A 21,440-nucleotide genomic window follows, 5' to 3' on the forward strand; every position below is an offset into this window, starting at 1 on the left:
CGCATCCGCAGCGAGAAAGGCATCCGCTGGGGCGGACGCCCCCTCACCACCGCAGCCTGACAAACCCGGCGAACCAACACGGTCACAGCACTAGCGATCGGCCTACGACGGCCCGAGTCCTATGCCGCCCCCGGGGACCGACCGATGGGACTGCTACCAGATAGAAGATCATGTACGGTCGAGGGGCGCACGTAGAGACATATCGATCCCCCACGCTCAACAGGCGCTGCGCAGCCGTAGCAATCAACGTGAGGAACCGCGTGATCATGACGAGAGTGCGCGACAGCAAGGTGGCAAAGGTTGGGGCTTCAGCTCTTGCCGCTGCGGCGGCTTCCCTGACCTTCGCAGCGCCTGCTCAGGCGGCCTACCCGACGAGCAACTACCAGGTCGCCGCCCCCAGCGTTTACGGCGACTACGCCGGCGGCACTATCACCTGGTTCAACCGCTCGGTCGGCCTCCAGGGGTATGTCGTTACTTCTAAGTTCATCGAGGAAGTTTGGGTAGATCACACCACGGTGTACTTCGAGGTCTATGACGGGAACGGCGTCAAGATGAACTCGACCACGAGAACTGCGTCTGGGCAAGATAACAGTGCGCAACTTAGCTACAACTTCAGCATCGGTGACCCGAACGGGCTGAAGGCCGTCGCGCGGGTGCGGATCACCGTCTGCGCCATCGGGACGGACGGCCTTCAGGATTGCTCCGACCCTACGAACTACTCCCGAGTCTACGCGTAGGAAATTAGCTCACTCGGCTTAGTTTTGCCATCCCGTCTGCCGTCGGCCCGCCCTCTTGGGGAGCGGGCCGCCGCCCGGCCCGCCACGTCAAGCGGACCTTGACGCACGTTCGAACGCTGGCGGGTCGGGCGGGGGTCTGCTCGGCTTGCCCGGGTCGATGGCAGGCGGGATGGCCTACCGCAACCACCCACGGACGTGACCCGCTGGCGCAGCCCCGGCCATCCTGGAGCCGGAGCGCCCCCGCCGGAGGCCCTAACCGCAACCCCGCGACCGCCGCCAGCTCGCCGACGCGGCCGGCATCTGCTCCCTCACGCCGCGCGGGTTGCTGGCCGCGCGGCCCGGCCGGCTGCCGGCCCACCAAACCACTCGTCAACGGTCTGTCGTTTTGCGGCGGCCCTCCGGGCTCCCCGCTGTCCGCGCCAGCCGCCGGGCGTCAGGCGTGACGGCCGCAGAGCGACAGCGGCAGCGGCCGGCGCGCGCCCAGGCGGCGGCGCGTGCGGCCCGTTGCGGGCCGTCTTGATAGACGTAAAGAAAGTCCTCCCACATCGGGCTGTCCCATATCGCAGGCCGCCCTCGTCAGCGGCTGGACGGCCGGACGCTAATTGGCCTCGGCCAGGTAGCCGACATGCGGCGATCCTCCTAGTGGTCGTAGGCGGTCAGTGAGCGCAGGACGGGCTGTCCGGTGTGGTCGTTGTGCCAGATCGCGGTGGTCAGCGCGAGGATTCGCTGCATGACACGGGCGATGACACCGCCGGGCGTGCGTCCTCGGTGCTGTTCGAGGTCGAGTTGGCCTTTGAAGGTCTCGTTGACCGACTCGATGACCTGCCGCAACGGCTTGAACAGGGGTGCTCCGGGCCGCTCCGGCTCGCCCTTGCGGGCCGGCCGCAGCAGCCGGATGTCCTGCTCGGCCAGTTCGTGCTCGAAGCCGCGTCCGAAGTAGTTTCTGTCGCCGATCAGCGTCTGGGCGGGCCGGTCGGCGACGAGGCCGGGTTCGGCGGCGAGGAGGTCCAGCAGGGTCTCGCGCTCGTCGGCCTTGGCGCCGGTCAACGCGAAGGCGACGGGCAGGCCCTGGAGGGTGCACACCAGGTGCAGCCGCAGGCCCCAGAAGAAGCGGCTGTGACTGGCGCAGTACCCGTACTCGGCCCATCCGGCCAGGTCGGAGCGTTTGACGGTCTCGCGTGAACGGCCGCATTCCACCGGTGTGGAGTCCACGATCCACACGTCGTCGCTCCACACGGAGGTGTCGGTGGCCAGCAGGCGGGTGACCCGGCGAAGCAGGTCGGCACTTTTGCGCAGCCGCTTGTTGTAGCCGGGCTGCTTGGGCAGGTACGGGAAGAGATGCCCCAGGTGGGAACCGGCGTGGCGGAGCCACCTGGCCTCGGAGGTGAAGCCGAGCATGGCCTGCATCATCGCCAGTGTGACCAGTTCGGCGTCCGTGAGCTGCGGGGCGATTCCCACGGCCGGCCGCCATGGCGCGAGATGCGGAGACGCCTTCAGCAGGTCGTCGGTCTTCACATAGAGTGCGGTTGCGAGGGTGTCCAACTCTGTCTTCACACACTGACGTTGGACGCCCTCGTCCCATGTGCGCAGCCGATCCCTCGAGGCCGATCATCCAGGTGGTACGGCTGCTACTGCTCCTTGGCGGAGGGCCGTCGCACCTCGAAGTGGAAGCATCCGTATTCCAGTGCCCTGACGTGTAGGAGCACCACGTACGGATCGTTGAACGCATCGTCGAAGGCTGCATCGAAGCCAGTCGTGGCGTCGGCCGCAATCTCCAGAAGGCGGCCACCTGCGATATGGCCCCGGGCGTCATAGCAGCGCACGGTACGCAGTGCGCCCGGCCGGGCGAAGGGGTAGTTCTCGCCGGGGGTGAACCCGCCGCAGTCATCGGCATGGATGAAGACGGGACCTTGTTCGTCGTACGCGCCCGGATCTGCACCCCTCGTAGCGGCCCAGCGACGCAACGGGGCGTACGAAACCAGGGCGATCCGCTCGCCGAGCGTGATGGGGCGCAGGCAGCAGCGCAGCGGCGAGCCCGCGTCATCGCCGGTCGCGATGTACGAGGCGCAGGGACGGCCCGCGTCGTCGACAATCCGCAGTTCCTTCAGGACGGCTGCGTCAACGGGGAGCACGGTGTATCTGGTCATGTGCCCATGCTGGATCGACACACGGGCGGTTGCTGGCAGGAAACGGACGTCACGTTGGGGCGCACCCCCGCTGAACGCAGGCCGCCTACGCGCGCCGACCCCTTGGAATCGATCATCTAGGGATGGGCGACCCCCGCCTATAGCGCCCCATGGTGGCCGCGCTCATGCCCACAGCCAGAACTATGGTGTGCCACCACATGTGCCCTTGACCTGTGCCTTCCTACGGTGTGGCGACACGAAAGCGTCCCCGCCAACCGCCTGGAAGTGGTGCCGATGTCCTCCCCCGCAACCGCTCCCCCACCCCCAGCCAGCCTCAAGCGCATCGTCGCCGCGAGTCTCATCGGCACCACCATCGAGTGGTACGACTTCTTCCTGTACGGATCAGCCGCCGCGCTCGTCTTCAACAAGCTGTTCTTCCCGGGCTCCGACCCGCTCGTCGGCACGTTGCTGTCGTTCCTGACGTACGCGGTGGGATTCGCCGCGCGGCCGCTCGGGGCGCTGGTGTTCGGGCACTACGGCGACCGGCTCGGGCGTAAGAAGCTGCTGGTCCTGAGTCTGCTGCTGATGGGCGGGGCGACCTTCGCGATCGGGCTGCTGCCCACGCACGCGACCGTCGGCACGGCGGCGCCGGTGCTGCTGACCGTGCTGCGCCTGGTGCAGGGCTTCGCGCTGGGCGGGGAGTGGGGCGGCGCGGTGCTGCTCGTGTCGGAGCACGGGGACGCGCGGCGGCGCGGGTTCTGGGCTTCTTGGCCGCAGACCGGGGCGCCCGCCGGGCAGTTGCTGGCGACGGGCGTGCTGTCGCTGCTGACCGCCGTGCTGTCGGACGCCGCCTTCACCTCGTGGGGCTGGCGCGTTCCGTTCCTGCTGTCGGGTGTGCTGGTGATCGTCGGTTTGTGGATTCGTCTGTCTGTCGATGAATCGCCTGTCTTCAAGGCGGCCCTCGCACAGGCAGAGGCGCGCAAGGCGACCCAGGACGGTGCCCCCGAGAAGCTGCCGCTGGTGTCCGTGCTTCGCCACCACTGGCGGGACGTCCTGATCGCCATGGGCGCGCGCATGGCGGAGAACATCAGCTACTACGTGATCACGGCCTTCATCCTCGTGTACGCCACCACCTCGGCCGGTCTGTCCAAGCAGACCGCGCTGAACGCGGTGCTCATCGCCTCCGCCGTCCACTTCGCGGTCATCCCACTGTGGGGCGCGCTGTCCGACCGCGTGGGCCGCCGTCCGGTGTATCTGCTGGGCGCGGCCGGTATCGGTCTGTGGATGTTCCCGTTCTTCTCGCTCATCGACACCGGGAGTTTCGGGAACCTGATCCTCGCCGTGACCGTGGGCCTGGTCCTGCACGGGGCGATGTACGCGCCGCAGGCCGCCTTCTTCTCGGAGATGTTCGCGACGCGCATGCGCTACTCCGGCGCCTCGATCGGCGCGCAGTTCGCGTCGGTCGCCGCGGGCGCGCCCGCACCGCTCATCGCGACGGCACTCCTCGCGGACTACGACAGCTCCACGCCGATCTCCCTGTACGTGATCGGGGCGGTCGTGCTGACGCTGATCGCGGTGGGCGTGGCGAAGGAGACCCGGCACCGCGACCTCGCGGACGTGGAGGCCGACGCCGGCCCCGAGGCAGAGGCGGCGAAAGCGTCCGCCCGCACCGCGGACGCCCGTACGGTCTGACTCGTCCGGTCTGAGCCGGTGGCCCCGGACCGGCCCCCGTCGCCCGTGCGTACGGGGGCCACCCGCATGTGGGGTTCAGTGCTGCCCTGCGGACGTCAACCGGTGGAGCCGCAGGGCGAGTTGGATCTCCAGCGCCCGGGCCGGGCTCTGCCAGTCGGAGCCGAGCAGTCGGCCCACCCGCTCCAGGCGCTGCGCGACCGTGTTGACGTGGACGTGCAGCTCGTCCTTGGTGCGCGCGGGGCTCATGCCGCAGGCGAAGTACGCGTCGAGGGTGTGCAGGAGATCGGTGCCGCGCTTCTCGTCGTACGTGACGACCTGGCCGATGGTGCGCTCGACGAAGCCGGAGATGTCCCTGCTGCCGGCGAGCAGCAGCCCCAGGAACCCGAAGTCCTCCGCGGCGGCGCCGTCCCCGGTGCGGCCGAGCAGCCGCAGCGCTTCCAGGCACCGCTGCCCTTCGGTGTAGGCCTCGGCCACGGTGTCCGGGCGGGCGGCGAGGTCCTGCACGGGCGCGGAAGCGCCGACGGTGACCGCCTCGTGCACGGCGGTGCCCAGCTCCTTGGCCGTGCGGCGGGCCAGCTCCGTCGCGGTGTCACCGGGGCTCAGGGGCAGCAGCAGGACGGTGCCGCCGTCGCGAGCGGCGGCCAGTCCGTGCCGGGTGGCGGCGAGGTGGGAGGCGGCGGACCACAGTCTGCGGCGGGCGGCGGCCTCCTGGTCCGCGTCGGCGGCCGTGGCGTCCAGGCGGGAGGCCAGCACCACGTGGGTGTCGTCGAGGTCGGCGTCCAGCCGGGCCGCGCGCTCGCGCAGCAGCCGGGGATCGCGGTCCCGCGCGTCGAGCAGATCGTCCAGCAGCTCACCGCGGACGCGCTGTTCGGCCTCGGAGGCCGAGCGCCGGGCGAGCAGCAGGAGCGAGGTGACCATGGCCGCCCGCTCCAGAGTGCGCTGGTCGACGGGGTCGAGCCCCGGATGGCCGCGCAGCACCAGCGCGCCGAGCAGTTCGCCACCGGCGGTCACGGCCGCGACCCAGTCGTCCCGATGCCGGACGGCGTGTCCCTCGGCCCGTGACACCTCCAGGGCATCACCGGGTGCGGTGCCCGCGTCGGCGAACCGCACGCTGCCGTCGAGGATCTCGGAGACCGCGGCCGACACGTCGTGGACCCCGCCGCCCCGCAGCACGAGTTCGGCCAGTCGGTCGTGGACGTCGGAGGCCCGCTCGATGACCCCGCTGCGGTCGCGGATGATCTCGTTGGCGCGCTCCAGGTCCGCCAGGGCCTCGCGGGTCTCGGTGAGCAGGTTCGCGGTGTCGATGGCGGCGGCCGCGAGGGCGGCGAACGAGCCGAGCAGCGCGATCTGTTCCCGCTCGAAGACCCGCGCCCGGCGGTCGGCGGCGAACAGGACGCCGATGACGTGCGGCCCGAGCATGAGCGGCACGCCGAGGATCGCCACCAGGCCCTCGTCCCGTACGCCCGCGTCGATGGTCGCGGTGTGCTGGAAGCGGTCGTCCCGGAAGTAGTCGTCGGTGACATAGGGGCGGGCGGTCTGGGCGACGAGTCCGCCGAGGCCCTCGCCCATGCCGAGCCGCAGCTGCTGGAAGCGCGCCGCGACCGAGCCCTCGGTGACCCTCATGTACGTGTCGCCCTCGGCCGGGTCGTTCAGGCTCAGGTACGCGATGTCCGTGCCCAGCAGGGAGCGGGCGCGCTGCACGATCGCCTGGAGCACGGCGTCGAGGTCCCGCAGTCCCGCCAGGTCGTGAGCCGTCTCGAAGAGCGCGGACAGCTCTGCCTCGCGTCTGCGGCGCCCCTCCAACTCCGAGCGCACACGCAGCGCGAGGAGCTTGGCACGCTCCAGAGCGGCGATCCGGTCGGGCGGCAGCCCGTCCGCGCGGGCGAGCAGCACCGGCTGCTCGTACGCGTCGGCGGACGCGCCCCGGGCCAGCAGCTCCAGGAACGGCGCCTCGGCGCTCACCTCGGAGCGCTCGGCGGACTGCGATTGATCGCGAGACATGTGCACCAGGATTACCCGTCGCACCGACAACGTGACCAGCCCTGTGGACAACTCATGCTCAGTGCGCGGTCCAGCCGCCGTCGAGGACCAGTGAGGTCCCGGTGACGAAGGACGCGGCCGGGCCGCACAGGTACGCCACGGCCTCGGCGACCTCGTCCGGTTCGATGAGGCGCTTGACCGCGCTGTCCTGGAGCAGGATCTCGCCGAGCACCCGCTCCTCGGGGATGCCGTGGGCGGCGGCCTGGTCGGCGAGCTGCTTCTCGACCAGTGGGGTGCGCACATAGGCGGGGTTCACACAGTTCGAGGTGACTCCGTGTGGGGCACCTTCCAGGGCCGCGGTCTTGGAGAGGCCCTCCAGACCGTGTTTCGCCGCCACATACGCCGACTTGAAGGCGGAGGCGCGGAGACCGTGGACGGACGACACATTGACGATGCGGCCCCAGCCCTGCCCGTACATGTGCGGCAGTGCCCCGCGGATCAGCCGGAACGGGGCCTCCAGCATCACGGTCAGCACGGTGTGGAAGGCGTCGGGCGGGAACTCCTCGATGGGGCGCACCAGTTGGAGCCCGGCATTGTTGACGAGGATGTCGGTGCCGGCCGCGGCGGACTCGGCGGCGTCCAGGTCGGTGAGGTCGAGGACGTGCGGTTGGACCGTGCCCGCGAGGCCGCGGGCCTGTTCGGTGAGAGTGTCCAGTCCCCCGGCGTCCCGGTCGACCGCCCGTACCTTGGCCCCGGCCGCGGCGAGCCGCAGTGCGCAGGCGCGACCGATGCCGCCCGCGGCGCCGGTGACGAGGGCGGTACGGCCGCCGAGGTCGAGGGACGGGGCGTGGGTGCCTGCGAGGGCGCTGGGCGCGGTCATGCCCCGACCCTAGGCAGCGGCCACACCTCGACCGATGTGGCCGCAACCCACACTTCGTGCTCAGGTCATGGGTTCGAACCACGTGGGCTCGTCGGACAGCGCCTGCTTGATCCGGAACAGCCCGTGCTCGGTCAGCTCCGGCAGCGCGTCCACGTCGAACCAGCCGACCTCCAGCGATTCGTCGTCGTTGACACGGGCCTCCCCGCCGACGGCCCGGCACCGGATGGTGATGTCCATGAACTGGCAGACGTCGCCGTTCGGGTACGTGGTCGGCGTGAGGGCCTGTACGAGGACGACGCGCTCGGCGACACACCGGACGCCCGTCTCCTCGTACACCTCCCGCACGGCGCAGGCCGCGGGCTGCTCCCCCGGGTCCGTCATTCCGGCGATGACGGCCCACTTGCCGGTGTCGGCCCGGCGCCCCAGCAGCACTCTGCCGTCGTCGTCGAAGACGACGGCGGTGACTCCGGGGAGCCAGAGCAGTTGTTGGCCGGCGGTGGCCCGGATCGTACGAATGAAGTCAGGAGTAGCCATGGGCCGACCCTAACCGCCCGGTTTCGCGGGCTCGGCGCATTCAGGACGCGTACGAGCAGGGCACTGCGGGCGTACGGCTACGCGTCACCGGCGCGTCGTCCGCGTACCGCAGCCGTGACGGCCCAGCCGAGGCCGCCCGCCGCGATCAGCACCAAGAGCATTTCCGGCGCGATTCCGACCCGGGTGGCGGGCGTCTCGGAGGAACGCAGCGGCACCTTCTGGACGAGGGAGTCCGCCACGAACATGCCGGTCTTCTGAGTGATCCTCCCGTCCGGCATGATCACGGCACTGACACCACTGGTCACCGGGACGGTGACGGTACGGCTGTGCTCGACGGCGCGGATCCGGGACATCGCGAGCTGCTGGTAGGTCATCTCGCTGCGGTCGAACGTGGCGTTGTTGCTCGGCACGGAGATCATCTGCGCGCCATGGGTGACGGTGTCGCGCACGGCCCAGTCGAAGGCGGCTTCGTAGCAGGTCGCGAGGCCGACCTTGGTGCCCGCCATGGTGAACACGCCCGGCTTGGTGCCGCGGCTGAAGTCCTGGCGGACCATGGAGGTCCAGTTGTCGTTGATGGCTCCGATGAGCGACCGCATCGGGAGGTACTCGCCGAAAGGCTGGACCTGCCGCTTGTCGTAGGTGGCGCCGGGACCCTTCTCCGGGTCCCAGAGGATCTGCTCGTTGTAGAGCTTGCCGTTCTTCTCGACGACGCCGCCGACCGAGATGGGCGCGCCGATCTCCTTGGCCGCCTTGTCGATCACGGCGTAGGCGTCGGGGTTGCGGAACGGGTCGATGTCGGAGGAGTTCTCCGGCCACAGCACGAAGTCGGGCCGGGCGACCTTGCCCGCCTCGACCTGCGCGGCGAGGCGCTCGGTCTCCCGGGCGTGGTAGTCGAGGACCGCGCGCCGCTGGGAGTTGAAGTCGAGACCCGCGCGCGGCACGTTGCCCTGGATGAGGGCGACGGTCGCGGTGCCGTTCTCGGCCTTGTCGCTGACCAGGGGCCGCGCGGCGAAGGCGCCGAGCACGGGGAGGAGGAAGCTCAGCAGCGCCACCGCGGCGGCTCCGCGGCGTACGGCACGGGTGCGCCGCGTCTCGACGGCCAGGCAGACGATCTCGTACAGGCCGAAGCCACACAGGACCACGGCGAATCCGAGTACGGGGGTGCCGCCCAGCGCGGCGAGCGGCAGGAAGACGCCGTCCGCCTGGCCGAAGGCGATCTTGCCCCAGGGAAAGCCGCCGAACGGGGCACGCGCGCGTGCCGCCTCGCCGGCGATCCACAGGGCGGCGGCCCACAGGGGCCAGCCGGGCAGCTTCGACACGACCGCGATGCCGGCGCCGACGAGCGCGACGTACACCGCCTCGATGACGACCAGCGCGATCCATGGCCCGGGCCCGACCTCCACGCCGGTCCACACGAGCAGGGGCAGCAGGAAACCGAGGCCGAAGAGGTAGCCGAGACCGAGGCCCGCCTTCCAGGTGCGGCCGCGCAGCAACCAGCCGAAGACCGCGAAGGCCGGCAGGGCCAGCCACCACAGCGTGCGCGGCGGGAAGCTGACGTAGAGCAGCACTCCGGAGAGTGCCGCGGTGGCGGCCGGAGCGAACCGGCGCATCAGCCGGACCACGCGCGAAACGGGCCGGGCCTGCGGTTCGAGCTGTTCCGGCTCGTCTACGGAGGTTGCTGTGACGGTCACCCCCGGAGTGTACGGCGGGTGGTCGCGACGCCGACAGCGCGGCCCCGATCACCTGCCCGGGGCTCCCCTCCCACCTGCTGCATCGTTTCTGCGCAACTTCCGGCCCTGCCGTCGGACGTCCAGGTCAGGTGCCCGCGACTGCCTTGACCTGCGAGGTTGGGCCCCCAGTGCTTCTCATGAGTTCGCAGGCAATCGCGACAATTCCCGCCGCCATGTGCCCCAGCTGTGCCCTCGCCCTGGGGGCGAGCCAAGGCCAGGGGTGACCATCCTCGGCCGGACAGCCGGTGCCGAGGCAGCAGTAGGACCAGTACTTATCCCGTGTTCTGGCTACCTGCGACGACTCGGCGGGAACGCCTCTGGCCTGCACAAATGGCCATGGTTGGTTGTAGACGTTGCCGGTTGTCACTCGGTATCTGGTGTCCTGGCTGTCTCCAGGCCCGCCCCGTTCTCCAGGGCTTGGCGAAGCGACGGTCGCTCAAGTGGACAGCCCGACCTTACGATCGGCGTTGTCGGATGGGGATAGCCGTCACCCGCCAGCTGCTAGTACCTCTCTGCTGGAGTGAGCATGCATTGGAACCTGCCGAGTGTGAGCGACGAGGAGCGCGAATGGGCGGAGGAGCTGTGGACCCGTTTCGGATTTGTCGGTGAGGATCTCACGCCGCTACTTAGACTGCTGCGTCACCTGCGGAGTGACTGGCGAGCCGACATGGAGGCTCGACTGACGGTAGCCCTTCAAGAAGCACTGCAGCCGATCATCCCCTGCGCCGACTGCGAAGTGGACATCTTTGAGATCGACGAGCGGTTCATGGTTAATGACCAGGTGTGGGCCGCCGCCGGACTTGAGCCTGACAGCGGATGGATGTGCGTCGAATGCCTTGAGGCGCGGCTCGGCAGAGAACTCGTTGCAGACGACTTCGCAGACCTGCCAATGAACGCCCCGGACTACCCGCACAGCCCACGGCTCGCGGACCGCATTGCGGCCAGATGAAGCCCCTACCCCCTTCAGGGGTCCACCAACGTCCACGCGAAGGCGGGGCCTACCTCCCGAGCTCCGCCAGGAAGTCGTCCACGAACTTCTCGACCTCGGCCAGGGTGTTCACTTCCTCCACGTTCAGGCGCTCGACAAAACTCACCCCGGCGTGCCGGAGCTGCCGGTCACGGCTGTGGTCGGCGGAGGCGCGGTCCCTGTGATGCGGGCCGTCGAGCTCGATGACGGCAACGCGTCCCCGATACGTGATCAGGAAATCGGGTTCGAGGACACGCCTACAGACCCGCATCCCACCAAGCGGCATGATCCCGATCGTCTCGTTGTCCGGCAGAGCGGCCTGCCGCTTCTTGAGAGCCTGGTACAGCTCAAGCTCGTACTGATTCGTGAAGTAAAGCTGATCCTCAACCCAGTGACGGGACGCAAGTCGAGGCTTACGGCCCTGATTGCTGGGCTTCGGACCGTTGACAGACTTCACCTGCTTCCGCCAGCCAGCTGCGAGCCGAGGGATCTCTGGACGGGCGTGGATCTCGTCAACGTCCTTGCCTGCTGGCCGGAGCACCATCTGCATCGCCTCTCCGATGCTTTTCAGCGCTTCCTGGTCGTAGCGGGGCAGCAGGCTCGGCTCCACCACGAGCGTGACCTTGTAGCCCTCCTCGTCCCACTGCGTGTTCCAGAGCCTGATCTCCAGCGAGGTCACGTCCGCGATCAGCTCAGCAATCTTCGCGGCCCCCTGGTGCTGCATGAGTAGTGCGCTTGTGCCCAGCAGCCACTCGCTGACTAGGGCGATGTTCTGCGGTGCGTCCAGGGAGAGGGACATGTCAGGCGAGGCCAGCTCATCACTCATGGTCGGATTGTCGCATCACCCACTGACAACCCGGGAGCCTCGCAAGGGAGTTACGTAGGGGTGGCAGTCCGCATCGCCTCCGCCATCCGCTCCGCCGCGTCCGCGCGGACCATCCCCAGGTGTACGTACGGCTTGCCGCTGTGGGTGACCATGGGGCGCACGCTGCCCCAGACGCTTTCGGGGAGGCCGAGACCGGCCAGGGCCGCCCGGATCACCTCCGCCGCGTCCGTGGCCTCTTTACGGCCGTCCCGGTAGGTCTGCATGTCCATCGCCATCAGTGAATCTCCGGGCGAGAGGCCCCACCGGATACGGGGGCCTCCGGCGGGGCATCGTGGGACGGTCGGGTGGACCGTCCCGTTTCCGGGCCTGCGCTCTTGTTGCTCGCCGTCGCGTCAGGCGCCGGAGACTTGGCGGAGTGCTTCTGCAGCCACTCCATAGTCATGGTCAGAGGCATCGCCGGGGCAGGAGTGCAGAGCATGGGTCACCCCTTGGGGCATGCGATGTGCCGGTACACGGCCACAGGGGCGCCGGACGCGCGTTCAAGGTGGCCCCGTCGGACCTGCTCCAGCGTCTTGATCGGCTTCATGCACGCGGGGCACGTCTCGCCTTTGGGCGCGTACGTCACGTACTCCCACTTGCTCGCATCTGTCTCTGCCGCTGCCGCCATGGCTGTCTCCCCGGCTCTTGTGACTCTGGCCTCAGACCGTAGGGAGGGGTGAATAGGCCGGTCCACGAAGTTGCACACGGTTGCACGAGGGGCATGTGCACCCTTGACCACCTCTTCCGCCCAGGTGAGGCTCACCGTGCAACCAAGCAGCAACCGGCTCGACACAGGGAGAGGCCCGCAATGCAGCTACGGTTCGTCGGCAAAGATCCAGAGTCCGGAGATCACGGATGCCCAGCCGTGTGGGTGGACGAGGCGACGCAGGATCTCGTGATCCAGGGCGCGAAGGCCGACGCCAACACGCTCGCCCGGACCGTCCAGGACAGCCCGCTACCGGACCATGAGGGCGTGATTCGGCTGCCACAGCGGATGATCCCGCTCGTAAGGGAGGCACTAGGTGTCGCAAAGCCTGAGTAGCTTTGCCGATCTGATCCGCTCCGTGGAGCACTCCGCCGTACACCTTGAGATGCGCGACGCGTACGCGATCTCAAACGAGGACGAGGGTTTCGCGGCCTGGAAGCAAGGGCATCGGCTCGATCCCGGTGACCGCGCATCATGGTGGCGGCCATGGCTCGACCTGGTCCAGGAGATCACAGGCAAGGGCGTCGTCATCCGCCGCGCCCGGATCGTCGGCGAGCCGCCGAGCGAGTACATCCGCTACGAGCACTCGTTCACCTTCACCAACATCGCTGCGGGCGAGGACATCCGCTGGCTTCCGAGGCGACAGGCGTCAGAACTCACGCTGCCCGGGAACGACTTCTGGCTGTTCGATAGTCGCGTCGTTCAGTTCAACGTCTTTGACGGTGAAGGCCATTGGGTGCACACCGACCAGACCGACGAGCCGGCTGTGGCACGGATGTGCTCGACCGCGTTCAACGCCGTCTGGGAACAGGCCATCCCGCACGACAAGTACGCCATCTGAGAAGCCCGGTACGCCAGTTCATGTCCACATCCCCCCTCTCCACCGCACAGGCTGCCCGCGCGGCCATTGCTTCCCGCCTGGACGAGATCCGGAGGGACGCCGGGCTCACTGGGCTTGAACTGGCGAACCGGTGCGGCTGACACAAGTCGAAGGCGTCCCGCATCGCACGGGCCAAGACCGGTCCGTCTGACGAGGACATCCGGGCATGGTGCCGGGCCTGCGGCGCCGAAGGTCAGGCGGCGGACCTGATCGCTGCCTCGCGTACCGCCGAGTCCATGTACGTCCACTGGCGGCAGATCCACCGCGACGGCATGCGGCGCATCCACGAGAAGACTTTGCCGCTGTACCAGCGCACGCTCCATTTCCGCGTCTACGCCTCGAACCTGATGCCCGGGATGCTCCAGACCGCCGACTACGCGACGGGGCTCCTGCGGTCCATCACGGACTTCCAGGGCACCCCCGACGACGTGGCCGATGCCGTACAGGCACGGCTGAACCGGTCCCGCGTCGTCCATGAGGGTGACCACCGGTTCGCCTTGCTGCTGGAAGAGACGGTGCTCCACTACCGGGTCTGCGACGACGCAGCGATGGCCGGGCAGCTCCGATACCTGCTGGAGATCATGTCCCGGCCAAACGTGTCGCTGGGAATCATCCCGTTCACGGCCCGTCGCACCGTATGGCCGCTGGAAGCCTTCGACGACGCCCAGGTGGCGGTCGAGACCCTGACGGCCGAGGTCAACATCTCCGCTCCGGGAGAGATCCGCACGTACCTCAAGGCGTTCGCCGAGCTGTCCCGGCTCGCCGTCCACGGCCGGGAGGCGAGAGAGCGCATAGCAAGGGCCGTTGACTCCTTGGGCTGAGTCCCTCAAGAGTGCGGCTCCAGACAGTGAAACGCATCGTCACGTCGCTTGACCGAGATTTTGGCCAGGACATCCCACTTTTCATCGAAGGACGCCACCTTCGGGCCACCCCAGGTCGACGGTGCGTCTGCCTCGGGCAGTATCACGAGCATGATCGTGAACTTATGCCCGTTATGGCTCTCCCCCTTAACGCCGAAATGCGCGCTCGCCAACCAAGTGTGCTGGCGCTGAGGGTCGACTTCGGCTGGCGCCCAAATCTGTGGCTGATCGTCCTTGACGAAGACGCCGAGGACCATGTCCTTGGGAATGGGACCGCTCAACTGTCCGTGGACCAACTCGCACTGACCGAGGCCCTTACCGGTAAGACCGACGCCCAGGGATGAGGTCAGGCCCTCGGGTGCGTTGTCGTCAGGCTTGTCACCCTGGTTGCCGACGATGAGGGCCGGAAGAGTGACAAACAGGGACACGACGGTGGCAAACGATGCCGCCACCGCTAGCCACGCCGCTAGCCTGCGCCGCCAGCGACTACCGGACCGAGGCCCACGTGACGGTGCAGGAGGAGTGTCCGATGTGGGTGAGGGGACGGTATGCATGGACTGGCTGCACTCCGGTGCTCGAACGGTGCTGGAAGTGGCACGAGGCCGCAGTGGCGGCCCGCGCCAGGCAGCCAAGTTTTACAGCGGTGGTTGCCGGGGTGGTCGCCATGACCCGGGGACTTCATTCCAACCGGTGAAACGGAGGCACCACGACGTCACGGCGTATCGGATGCGCGCCCCAGTCTGCGCGGGTGGCGCGCGGTGGTTGATTGCAGCGGACCCGTCAATGCCCAAGTTGCCCATGTCGCAGCACCGCTCGACGATGGAAGTGAGCAGGGAGGCCAGAGTGAGGGATCGCTTCCTGAAGTTCGGGCATCGCCGCTTCCCGAAGCATCAGACCACGCTCGCCCAGGGGGTACGCCGTAACCCCTTGCTTTCACCCGCAACGGCGACAAACGCTCTGACCAGGCGTTATGTGCGCCAAACTCATAGGGGGGACCCCCGGAGGGCCGTCCGGCCCTCCGGGGGTCCGGAATTCCCGTCGCGACCCCCTCCCCCCATACGTGCGCGTGAGGCGAGCGTCGCCTTAATGAGCACGCGACTCGCTACACAACAACTTCATAGCTTTTCAGTTCATTTTGTTTTTCATGTCTTTTATTTACTTGATTAAAATGTTCTTTGTTGCTGTTGCTGTATTGCACGCGGCATAGGCAGGGGGGTAGTAGGGGGTGGGGTGGGGCACCCCACTGCCCCCATGTTGTCCCACCTACCCGAGAATGCGCCCAGTCTCTGTGCTTGCTTTGACCACCCGCCTCTTCAATTGATGATGCCGTCCCCGTATCCACGGTCGCGGTCACGGGCGCAGTGCTGTTCTTAGTCCAGGGTCTGGTACATCTGCGCGGTCTTGCCACGCTGGCGCTGGAGTTCCCGCTCGGCGTCATCCAGCACGGTGCGCGCTTCGGAGAGTTCACGGCGGAGCTTCCCCAAGTCTGGGCGACGGGACGGAAAACCCCACCCCCCAGAACCGAGGACGGAATAGCCATCCTCGTTCTCGCCCCGACGGAGTTCGAGATCTGCGTCGGCCCAGGCCGAGACCGCAGTCCCGTACTGCTCGGCCACAGCGTCCTCGACGGCCTGCTGTTCCGCGATCTTCGGCTGCCACTCCGCGATGGTGACGAGTTCCTGGCGGCCGTGAGTTTTGCAGTACCAGGCCCCTGCGACGCCTGCGTGAGCGCCCTTTCCCTCAATCGGCCAACCATCGCCGTGCGGGCCTGGTTTCGGGCACTGCGGGGCAGCAGCGACCGGGCCGGCAGCCTTGGCCCCGGCCCTGGAAGTGCGAACTGCCTTGTTCTGCCGGGGAGTTTGCATATCAGTGCTCCCCAGTGAGATAGATGTTCTTGGCCCGCTTCACGGCTTGGATGACGTGCTCTGTGTGCTCGATGTCGAGGTTCAGAATCGACTCCCTGAGTGTGAGTGCCTGGTTGGGGTGCGTGTCGCTGGTCAGGTCGCCGATCTCCAGAACGTCCAGGAGTTCCTGACGCTTCAACTCGGTAGCGCTCGGGCTTGCGTTGAGGTTGTCGCGGTTGTGGCTCATGAAGTGATCTCCGTCCTGATGGTCTCCTCGAATGCGGTGACCCCGGCCTCGTCCATGTCTGCGAGGTGGCCGAGTTCGTGCCCCGCCACCGGAATGACCTCATCGAGCGACAGGCCCGCGTGGAGCCGAATCGTCCACGGCTCCAGCTTCGGCCGTGTCAGGCCCTTGATGGCCGTGCCGTACTCGGCGAAAAAGTCGGCGAAGTCCGGACCACCGACAGGGTCACCGAACTTGGTCCGCGTGCCGTCGTCGATTTCATCGGCGAACCAGCGGATCTCGATCAGATCCGGGTCCAGTCCGAGGCGCGGACCGTACCGGTGCACGGCGGACAAGGCGGCCGCCCCCACGTCCAGGTCGATGACCGAGGGCCGGACCTCGCTGTAGCCCGCGCCGTGTTCGCGGACCCAGCCGTCTTTCAGGGCGACCAGTTCAGCGCAGCGCATCTCGGCGTCAAACCTCACCTTGGCCTCTTCGAACTGGTCGCGGAGAAGGCTCTCGTGGGCCTGCTCCACGATAGCCATCTGATATGGCGCCAGTCCCGTCCCGGCGCTCTTGGTGGCCAACACCCTCGTGCCGATACCGGCGGCCTTCAGGACCGGGGACACCTCGTGGACCCGCAGCGTACGGAGTGTCCGTTTGTGGCCCACCCCGTACGGACTGTTGCGCGGTGCCGGTAACGAATCGACAACGTCGAACCCGTACGAGAATTCGGCCAGCTCGCCCAGCCCTTTGACCGTCTCGAACGCGTCCCTGCCGTGCTGGGTCTGAACGAAGAACTGACCTCGCAGGATCACCTCGTTGGCGACTTCGAAGATGCGCCCGCGCCCCACAGGCGGCGCCGATCCCCACGACGAGCGATTCCAATCGGAGATCCTCACCAAGGCACCCGACTCGAAAGCATTCCGTTCGGTCACGTCCCCGTCGCGATCAACGCAATTCAGCGTGACGAAAACGGCCTCGATCTCTCCCTTCGACGCGCTCTTGATCTCCAGCCCCGCGAAGTCGTTATCAATGCTGCTGAAGTGTTTGTACTCCGTCATTTACTCCACCTTCTTATTTATGCGTTCCGGACTGAAGAACCACCGGCCCCCTACCTCGATCCCGCCCAGTACGGAGGCCTTGCGTATGACGGTCCGCTGTGAGACGCCCAAGCGCCGGGCCACCTCGACGGTTCCTATCCAATCGTCGGCTGATGTCTTGTGACCGCCACGGTTTTGGCTCTGGCCGGACAGTTCGACGGCAACTTTTTGCAACACCTGCTTCTGCTCCGTGTTGAGTAGCCGCAAATGCCGGAGCGGATCCGACGACAATGCGGCCATGACGGTGTGGTAGACCAGGTTCGCCTCGGGGGAGCCTGGAGCGAGGTAGGGGCCCATCACCATGGCGCACCCCCGAAAAAGCCGCGAGGCGGGCACCGACGGCCGCCCAGCACCTTATCGAAGGCCCGGAGCGCATCGGGCGCGTATTTGTCCACCGACCAGCCGACAGCAGAGTGGCAATCACTGCACCGATACGAATCGGCGACCTTCTCGATAATGGAGCGGTCGGGCCTGTTACGCCTTGCCTTTCCGGGCTTGTTGCGTCCCATCCGATCTCCTCCTTGCTGTTGATCTTTCATCGCTTCTTCGCTGCCTTGCTTGCTCTTCTGGCCTTGCTTGCTTGCTACCTATAACGGCAGCAAGACAGCAAGTCCGAGAGTCAGGAAATGAGCTTGCTCCAGCAAGATCTCAGCCAGTCAGCAGGATCAGGGATTTCCTTGATCGGTGATTTCCTGGTCGCCGCTTGGAGCGAACGGCACGGGGCCGATGTAATGGGCGGTCTTGTTACCTTCCTTTTCAGCCCTGATGTGGCCGTGGGCGATCAGCCATTCGCGCCCGTAGTCGACCTTGGTGTTGTCACCCTTGACTGCTCCGCGAACGGCTCCGACTCCACATCCCGGCACCTGGTCGACCGCGCGGAGGATCGCCTGTAGCAGCTCTTGGGGTGGGCTGTCGTCCCCACTGCCCCCGCCTTCCCTGGGCGAGGCCGGGAAGAGGTTCACGTCGGGCTGCACGTGCCCGTCCGAGAAGTCCACGACCAGGTCACCACGCCACTGCGGCCGGGCCCCTGGAGCGGCCTCCCTGCGGATGCTGGCGTGCTGCCGCCCATCTGAAGCGGTACCCGGCAGCGCCGGACGACTATGTGTTCCGCACCCAGCAGGGCACCCCTACGAGCCCGCAATGGCTGTCCAGCCAGGTGATGGCCCAGGCCGTGAAGGCCGCCGGTCTACCGATGGGCACCAGCCCCCATGATCTGAGGCACGCGTATGCCAGCATGCTGATCCACGGCGGGGAGTCGGTGAAGGCGGTGTCCGAGCGGCTCGGTCATACGAACGCCGCCATGACCTTGAACGTCTATGCCCACCTGATGCCGGAGAGTGAGGACCGGACGAGGAAAGCCGTCGATGACGCGTTCTCCGCCGCATGTGCCCCGGAAGTGCCCTCAGCCGTCGGCAATCATGGATGACGACCTGGTCAGGGCCGGTTGATGCATCGTTTCTGCGCAACTCGTCCACAAACCGGCGCATCACCCGTTACGGTGTGCCGGAGCCTCTGACGTACGGGCCGTGGCAGGCCGGCCGGGCGGTCGGGGCCCTTCACAGGTCGGGGGCGACGGGGTGGGGTCCACAGGAATGGCGTCGGCGGCCGGTCCGGCGCCGACGCACGAGAGACGCAGCGCGTCGGACGCCACGGGCGTGATGGTGCTGGGAGCCTGCGCGGCCTGGTCCCTGATCACGGCCACGGCACATGGCGGGCGCCCCGAAGGCGTACTCCTCGCGGTGCTCGCCCTCGCCGCCGGTTACGCCTCGGGGCGGATCTGCGGAGAGTTGCTCCCGGTCGCCGCGCCCTGCGCGGGCGCGCTCGCCGGACTCGGTCTGGCGGTGGCCTCCCCGCACACCACCCAGGGGGCGCAGGTGATCTCGCCGCTCGGGCAGACCGGCGCCACCGCCGCGCTGCTGGCCCTCTCCGCGGGGTCCGCGTGCTGCGCGGCCTGGGCGGCCCGTCCGCCGGGACTGCGGCTCGTGTTCCGCCTGCTGGCCGCCGGTATCGCGGCGACCGCGGCCGTCCTGGGGTCGACGTCGGGCTTCGCGGCCTGTCTGGCGGTGCTGCTGTGCTCCCTGGCCGCCGACCGTATGCGACGCCGTGCTCTGGGGCTCGGTGGCCTCGCCCTGGCCGCGGTCATGGTGACCGGGGCGACCTGGGCGGTCACCGAGAACGTGCTGCCGGACGGGCTCACCTCGTCCCTGGAAGGGCAGCTCACCCAGCACCGCGTGCTGCTGTGGCAGGACGCGCTCGACATGGCGGGCCGGGAGCCGGGGCTGGGTGTGGGGCCCGGTCGGTTCTCGGAACTGAGCCCGACCGTCACGCAGTCGCTGCTGCCCGACGGCAAGCCCCACTCGGCGCCCTTCCAGCAGGCGGCCGAACAGGGCGTGGTCGGCGTGGCCCTGCTGGCGGCGGTGTTCTGCTGGGTCCTGTACGCCCTGTGGCGGTCGCCGCGCCCGACGCCGGTCGTACTCACGGCGGGTGCGGCCCTGACCGCACTGGCCGCGATCGCCGCGGTCGGCAACGCGCTGAGCTTCACCACGGTGACGGCGGGCGCGGGCCTGCTCGCGGGCCTCGCCACGGCCCGTCCCCTGATCGAAGAGGTGCCGCAGAACGCGATGGAGACCGGCGGACACGCCCGAAAGGACCCGCTGTCCCCGTGAGACCCGCAAGGCGCCCAACTCCCGGTAAGGCCCGCGGGACGCCGGACTCACCCTGAGACCCCAGAATGCCGAAGCCCCCGAGAAGCCCGCCGAACGCCGAGGTCCCGGTGCGGCCCGCGGTACGCCGAACCCTTGCCGCAGTCAGCGGGGCGGGAGCTGTTCCGCGGTCAGCGGGTCGTGCCCGAGGCGGCCGCCTTCAGCCGGCGGCGGATGTCCCGTACGGCCGCCTCCGCGTTGTCCACCGTGATCGTGAACGTATGGCCGTCGCCGAGGCGGAGCACCAGGCCCTCGCCGCGCCGGACGACCACGGCGGTCCCCTGTTCGGGCCGCCAGCGGTAGCCCCAGCCGCCCCACTGCCGGGGCGTCACCCGGGGCGCGAAGTCGGCGCCGATGATGTGCGACAGCGGGATGCGGCGGCGTGGGAGGCCCATGTGGCCGCAGCGCACCTCCAGGCAGTCCTTGTCGACCTTCACGGCAACGTGCACGAACGCGAGCGTGCCGAAGAGCACTAGGAGTCCCGCGGCGATGCAGCCGACCACGGACATGACGAGGGGGGCGATGCCGGACGTCCATGTGGAGTCGACGGCGAGCTCGATACCGAGCGCCAGACAGGCGGCACCACCACTCGCGAGCAGCCACTGCACACGATTGGAAGCGCGGCCGTGCCATACCTCGGGGTGCGGGGCGTCGGCAGCGCCCGGTTCGTCGTGGGGGTGGTCCCTCATGCCAGAGAGCGTACTCAGGTTCCGCGGTGCGGGCACCAGCTTGCGGACTGTCACTGCTCCGGGTGGACGCGAAGTGTCCGCTTGGTGGCGCGAGGCTCAGCGGGCGGGGCTCATCGCCTGCAGCAGACGGCCCTCGTCGTACGTCAACGCGGTCTCGGGCAGTGTCCCCTCGCGTCCGCCGAGCAACACGGTGAGGCTGCCGTGCGCGGACGCGTCCGGGGCCGGTTGCTCGCCGATCCGGCGCAGCGCCTGGGCGGCCACCGCGCCCGCGGAGCCGTGCAGGACGAGCGGGGCGACACCGGGCCGCTGCACGGCCGCGCGGATCCGCTCGGCGACCAGTTCGTAATGGGTGCAGCCCAGGACGACGGCCCTTACATCGTCGGGGGTACGCGCCGCGGCCGCGGCGATGGCGGCGTCGATGCCCGCCTGGTCCGCGTGCTCCACGGCGTCGGCCAGTCCGGGGCAGGGCACTTCGGTGACGGTCACCCCGTCGGCGAACTCCCGGATGAGGCCGCGCTGGTAGGGGCTGCCGGTGGTGGCGGGCGTCGCCCAGATCGCGACGGGTCCACCGCCCGCGGCGGCCGGCTTGATCGCCGGGACCGTGCCGATGACGGGCACCCCCGGCTCTAGGCGGGCGCGCAGCGCGGGCAGGGCGCGTACGGAGGCGGTGTTGCAGGCGACGATCAGGGCGTCGGGCCGGTGCGCGGCGGCCGCCTCGGCGACGGCGAGGGCGCGGGCGGTCACGTCCTCGGGTGTGCGGGGTCCCCACGGCATGCTGCCCGGGTCCGAGGAGAGAACGAGCTCCGCGTCGGGCCGCAGACGACGTACCGCGGTGGCCGCCGCGAGCAGTCCGATTCCGGAGTCCATGAGCGCGATCTTCACCCGGTCACCATAGACGATCCGCCTTGGCGGGCCGCGGGGG

General features: G+C 68.4%; 23 protein-coding genes. 7 read left to right on the forward strand and 16 right to left on the reverse strand.

The genetic code is table 11. From position 1 onward, the window contains the following. Positions 1–275 precede the first annotated feature (275 nt). A complete protein-coding gene (locus tag ACH4YP_RS37680; RefSeq protein ID WP_398495466.1) occupies positions 276–737 on the forward strand; it encodes a hypothetical protein in 462 nt (153 codons plus the stop codon). Between the two features lie 639 nt (positions 738–1,376). On the opposite strand, the gene ACH4YP_RS37685 is transcribed toward ACH4YP_RS37680, so the two are convergent. Together ACH4YP_RS37685 and ACH4YP_RS37690 are read right to left on the reverse strand one after the other, a co-directional pair. Continuing rightward, complete coding sequence (locus ACH4YP_RS37685) at positions 1,377–2,291, reverse strand: IS982 family transposase (RefSeq protein WP_398495468.1); 915 nt, start codon at positions 2,289–2,291, stop codon at positions 1,377–1,379. A 74-nt stretch (positions 2,292–2,365) separates the two neighbouring features. After that, a complete protein-coding gene (locus tag ACH4YP_RS37690; RefSeq protein ID WP_398495470.1) occupies positions 2,366–2,884 on the reverse strand; it encodes a DUF1203 domain-containing protein in 519 nt (172 codons plus the stop codon). 273 nt (positions 2,885–3,157) lie between these two features. On the opposite strand from ACH4YP_RS37690, the gene ACH4YP_RS37695 reads away from it, so the two are divergent. Beyond that, entirely contained in the window at positions 3,158–4,555 is a 1,398-nt protein-coding gene (locus ACH4YP_RS37695; RefSeq protein WP_361058969.1) for an MFS transporter, read from the forward strand. A 75-nt stretch (positions 4,556–4,630) separates the two neighbouring features. Here ACH4YP_RS37695 and ACH4YP_RS37700 read toward each other — a convergent pair whose 3' ends face one another. The 4 genes from ACH4YP_RS37700 to lnt form a co-directional block, all read right to left on the reverse strand. Then, the gene (locus ACH4YP_RS37700) at positions 4,631–6,556 is read right to left on the reverse strand and encodes a helix-turn-helix domain-containing protein (protein ID WP_398495472.1); all 1,926 of its coding nucleotides are present in this window, start codon (positions 6,554–6,556) and stop codon (positions 4,631–4,633) included. A 58-nt stretch (positions 6,557–6,614) separates the two neighbouring features. After that, entirely contained in the window at positions 6,615–7,415 is an 801-nt protein-coding gene (locus ACH4YP_RS37705; RefSeq protein WP_361058973.1) for a 3-hydroxybutyrate dehydrogenase, read from the reverse strand. A gap of 60 nt (positions 7,416–7,475) precedes the next feature. Further along, positions 7,476–7,949 carry an NUDIX domain-containing protein gene (locus tag ACH4YP_RS37710; RefSeq protein ID WP_361058975.1) on the reverse strand — a complete coding sequence of 158 codons (474 nt, stop codon included), beginning with the start codon at positions 7,947–7,949 and terminating at the stop codon, positions 7,476–7,478. 77 nt (positions 7,950–8,026) lie between these two features. Then, positions 8,027–9,640, reverse strand: a complete 1,614-nt coding sequence (gene lnt, locus ACH4YP_RS37715) for an apolipoprotein N-acyltransferase (protein WP_361058977.1) — start codon at positions 9,638–9,640, stop codon at positions 8,027–8,029. 586 nt (positions 9,641–10,226) lie between these two features. Here lnt and ACH4YP_RS37720 point away from each other — a divergent pair. Next, positions 10,227–10,628, forward strand: coding sequence for a hypothetical protein (locus ACH4YP_RS37720; RefSeq protein WP_398495474.1), 402 nt, complete (start codon positions 10,227–10,229; stop codon positions 10,626–10,628). A gap of 49 nt (positions 10,629–10,677) precedes the next feature. On the opposite strand, the gene ACH4YP_RS37725 is transcribed toward ACH4YP_RS37720, so the two are convergent. Next, the gene (locus tag ACH4YP_RS37725; protein WP_398495476.1) at positions 10,678–11,472 is read right to left on the reverse strand and encodes a DUF559 domain-containing protein; all 795 of its coding nucleotides are present in this window, start codon (positions 11,470–11,472) and stop codon (positions 10,678–10,680) included. Positions 11,473–11,522: 50 nt separating this feature from the next. Beyond that, positions 11,523–11,741 carry a hypothetical protein gene (locus ACH4YP_RS37730; RefSeq protein WP_398495478.1) on the reverse strand — a complete coding sequence of 73 codons (219 nt, stop codon included), beginning with the start codon at positions 11,739–11,741 and terminating at the stop codon, positions 11,523–11,525. Positions 11,742–12,533: 792 nt separating this feature from the next. On the opposite strand from ACH4YP_RS37730, the gene ACH4YP_RS37735 reads away from it, so the two are divergent. After that, the gene (locus ACH4YP_RS37735) at positions 12,534–13,058 is read left to right on the forward strand and encodes a DUF6879 family protein (RefSeq protein ID WP_398495480.1); all 525 of its coding nucleotides are present in this window, start codon (positions 12,534–12,536) and stop codon (positions 13,056–13,058) included. 161 nt (positions 13,059–13,219) lie between these two features. Next, entirely contained in the window at positions 13,220–13,918 is a 699-nt protein-coding gene (locus ACH4YP_RS37740; RefSeq protein ID WP_398495768.1) for a DUF5753 domain-containing protein, read from the forward strand. Positions 13,919–13,923: 5 nt separating this feature from the next. Here the strand turns inward: ACH4YP_RS37740 and ACH4YP_RS37745 are convergent, their stop codons facing one another. The 6 genes from ACH4YP_RS37745 to ACH4YP_RS37770 all read right to left on the reverse strand — a co-directional run bounded on the left by ACH4YP_RS37745 (position 13,924) and on the right by ACH4YP_RS37770 (position 18,122). Further along, on the reverse strand, positions 13,924–14,385 hold the full coding sequence (locus tag ACH4YP_RS37745; RefSeq protein ID WP_398495482.1) for a hypothetical protein: 462 nt from the start codon (positions 14,383–14,385) through the stop codon (positions 13,924–13,926). A 942-nt stretch (positions 14,386–15,327) separates the two neighbouring features. Continuing rightward, positions 15,328–15,822: a hypothetical protein gene (locus tag ACH4YP_RS37750; protein ID WP_398495483.1), complete on the reverse strand. Its 495-nt coding sequence runs from the start codon at positions 15,820–15,822 to the stop codon at positions 15,328–15,330. Between the two features lies 1 nt (position 15,823). Continuing rightward, on the reverse strand, positions 15,824–16,048 hold the full coding sequence (locus ACH4YP_RS37755) for a hypothetical protein (protein WP_398495485.1): 225 nt from the start codon (positions 16,046–16,048) through the stop codon (positions 15,824–15,826). Then, positions 16,045–17,088 carry a hypothetical protein gene (locus tag ACH4YP_RS37760; protein ID WP_398495487.1) on the reverse strand — a complete coding sequence of 348 codons (1,044 nt, stop codon included), beginning with the start codon at positions 17,086–17,088 and terminating at the stop codon, positions 16,045–16,047. Before ACH4YP_RS37760 ends, ACH4YP_RS37755 begins: the two co-directional genes overlap by 4 nt. Next, positions 17,089–17,430, reverse strand: a complete 342-nt coding sequence (locus tag ACH4YP_RS37765) for a hypothetical protein (RefSeq protein ID WP_398495489.1) — start codon at positions 17,428–17,430, stop codon at positions 17,089–17,091. 362 nt (positions 17,431–17,792) lie between these two features. Beyond that, on the reverse strand, positions 17,793–18,122 hold the full coding sequence (locus ACH4YP_RS37770; protein ID WP_398495786.1) for a hypothetical protein: 330 nt from the start codon (positions 18,120–18,122) through the stop codon (positions 17,793–17,795). On the opposite strand from ACH4YP_RS37770, the gene ACH4YP_RS37775 reads away from it, so the two are divergent. Together ACH4YP_RS37775 and ACH4YP_RS37780 are read left to right on the forward strand one after the other, a co-directional pair. Further along, positions 18,032–18,553, forward strand: coding sequence for a tyrosine-type recombinase/integrase (locus ACH4YP_RS37775; RefSeq protein ID WP_398495491.1), 522 nt, complete (start codon positions 18,032–18,034; stop codon positions 18,551–18,553). The two genes, ACH4YP_RS37770 and ACH4YP_RS37775, sit on opposite strands and share 91 nt — an antisense overlap. Before the next feature lie 166 nt (positions 18,554–18,719). Next, positions 18,720–19,793 (forward strand): O-antigen ligase family protein, encoded by a 1,074-nt coding sequence (locus ACH4YP_RS37780; protein ID WP_398495770.1) that lies wholly within the window; start codon positions 18,720–18,722, stop codon positions 19,791–19,793. A 167-nt stretch (positions 19,794–19,960) separates the two neighbouring features. Here ACH4YP_RS37780 and ACH4YP_RS37785 read toward each other — a convergent pair whose 3' ends face one another. Both ACH4YP_RS37785 and ACH4YP_RS37790 read right to left on the reverse strand, forming a co-directional pair. Next, positions 19,961–20,518 (reverse strand): hypothetical protein, encoded by a 558-nt coding sequence (locus ACH4YP_RS37785; RefSeq protein WP_361058980.1) that lies wholly within the window; start codon positions 20,516–20,518, stop codon positions 19,961–19,963. Positions 20,519–20,614: 96 nt separating this feature from the next. Beyond that, the gene (locus ACH4YP_RS37790; protein WP_361058982.1) at positions 20,615–21,400 is read right to left on the reverse strand and encodes an aspartate/glutamate racemase family protein; all 786 of its coding nucleotides are present in this window, start codon (positions 21,398–21,400) and stop codon (positions 20,615–20,617) included. Positions 21,401–21,440: the final 40 nt, after the last annotated feature.

It is taken from the genome of Streptomyces sp. NPDC020747 (genome assembly GCF_044334695.1).
In the GTDB taxonomy this organism is placed as follows: Bacteria; Actinomycetota; Actinomycetes; order Streptomycetales; family Streptomycetaceae; genus Streptomyces.

Bases quoted from the DNA above. Each gene is read 5' to 3' on its own strand.
- ACH4YP_RS37690 (WP_398495470.1), bottom strand. From the start codon at position 2,884: ATGACCAGATACACCGTGCTCCCCGTTGACGCAGCCGTCCTGAAGGAA.
- ACH4YP_RS37695 (WP_361058969.1), top strand. From the start codon at position 3,158: ATGTCCTCCCCCGCAACCGCTCCCCCACCCCCAGCCAGCCTCAAGCGC.
- ACH4YP_RS37700 (WP_398495472.1), bottom strand. From the start codon at position 6,556: ATGTCTCGCGATCAATCGCAGTCCGCCGAGCGCTCCGAGGTGAGCGCC.
- ACH4YP_RS37705 (WP_361058973.1), bottom strand. From the start codon at position 7,415: ATGACCGCGCCCAGCGCCCTCGCAGGCACCCACGCCCCGTCCCTCGAC.
- ACH4YP_RS37710 (WP_361058975.1), bottom strand. From the start codon at position 7,949: ATGGCTACTCCTGACTTCATTCGTACGATCCGGGCCACCGCCGGCCAA.
- ACH4YP_RS37725 (WP_398495476.1), bottom strand. From the start codon at position 11,472: ATGAGTGATGAGCTGGCCTCGCCTGACATGTCCCTCTCCCTGGACGCA.
- ACH4YP_RS37730 (WP_398495478.1), bottom strand. From the start codon at position 11,741: ATGGACATGCAGACCTACCGGGACGGCCGTAAAGAGGCCACGGACGCG.
- ACH4YP_RS37750 (WP_398495483.1), bottom strand. From the start codon at position 15,822: ATGCAAACTCCCCGGCAGAACAAGGCAGTTCGCACTTCCAGGGCCGGG.
- ACH4YP_RS37755 (WP_398495485.1), bottom strand. From the start codon at position 16,048: ATGAGCCACAACCGCGACAACCTCAACGCAAGCCCGAGCGCTACCGAG.
- ACH4YP_RS37760 (WP_398495487.1), bottom strand. From the start codon at position 17,088: ATGACGGAGTACAAACACTTCAGCAGCATTGATAACGACTTCGCGGGG.
- ACH4YP_RS37765 (WP_398495489.1), bottom strand. From the start codon at position 17,430: ATGGTGATGGGCCCCTACCTCGCTCCAGGCTCCCCCGAGGCGAACCTG.
- ACH4YP_RS37780 (WP_398495770.1), top strand. From the start codon at position 18,720: ATGGCGTCGGCGGCCGGTCCGGCGCCGACGCACGAGAGACGCAGCGCG.
- ACH4YP_RS37785 (WP_361058980.1), bottom strand. From the start codon at position 20,518: ATGAGGGACCACCCCCACGACGAACCGGGCGCTGCCGACGCCCCGCAC.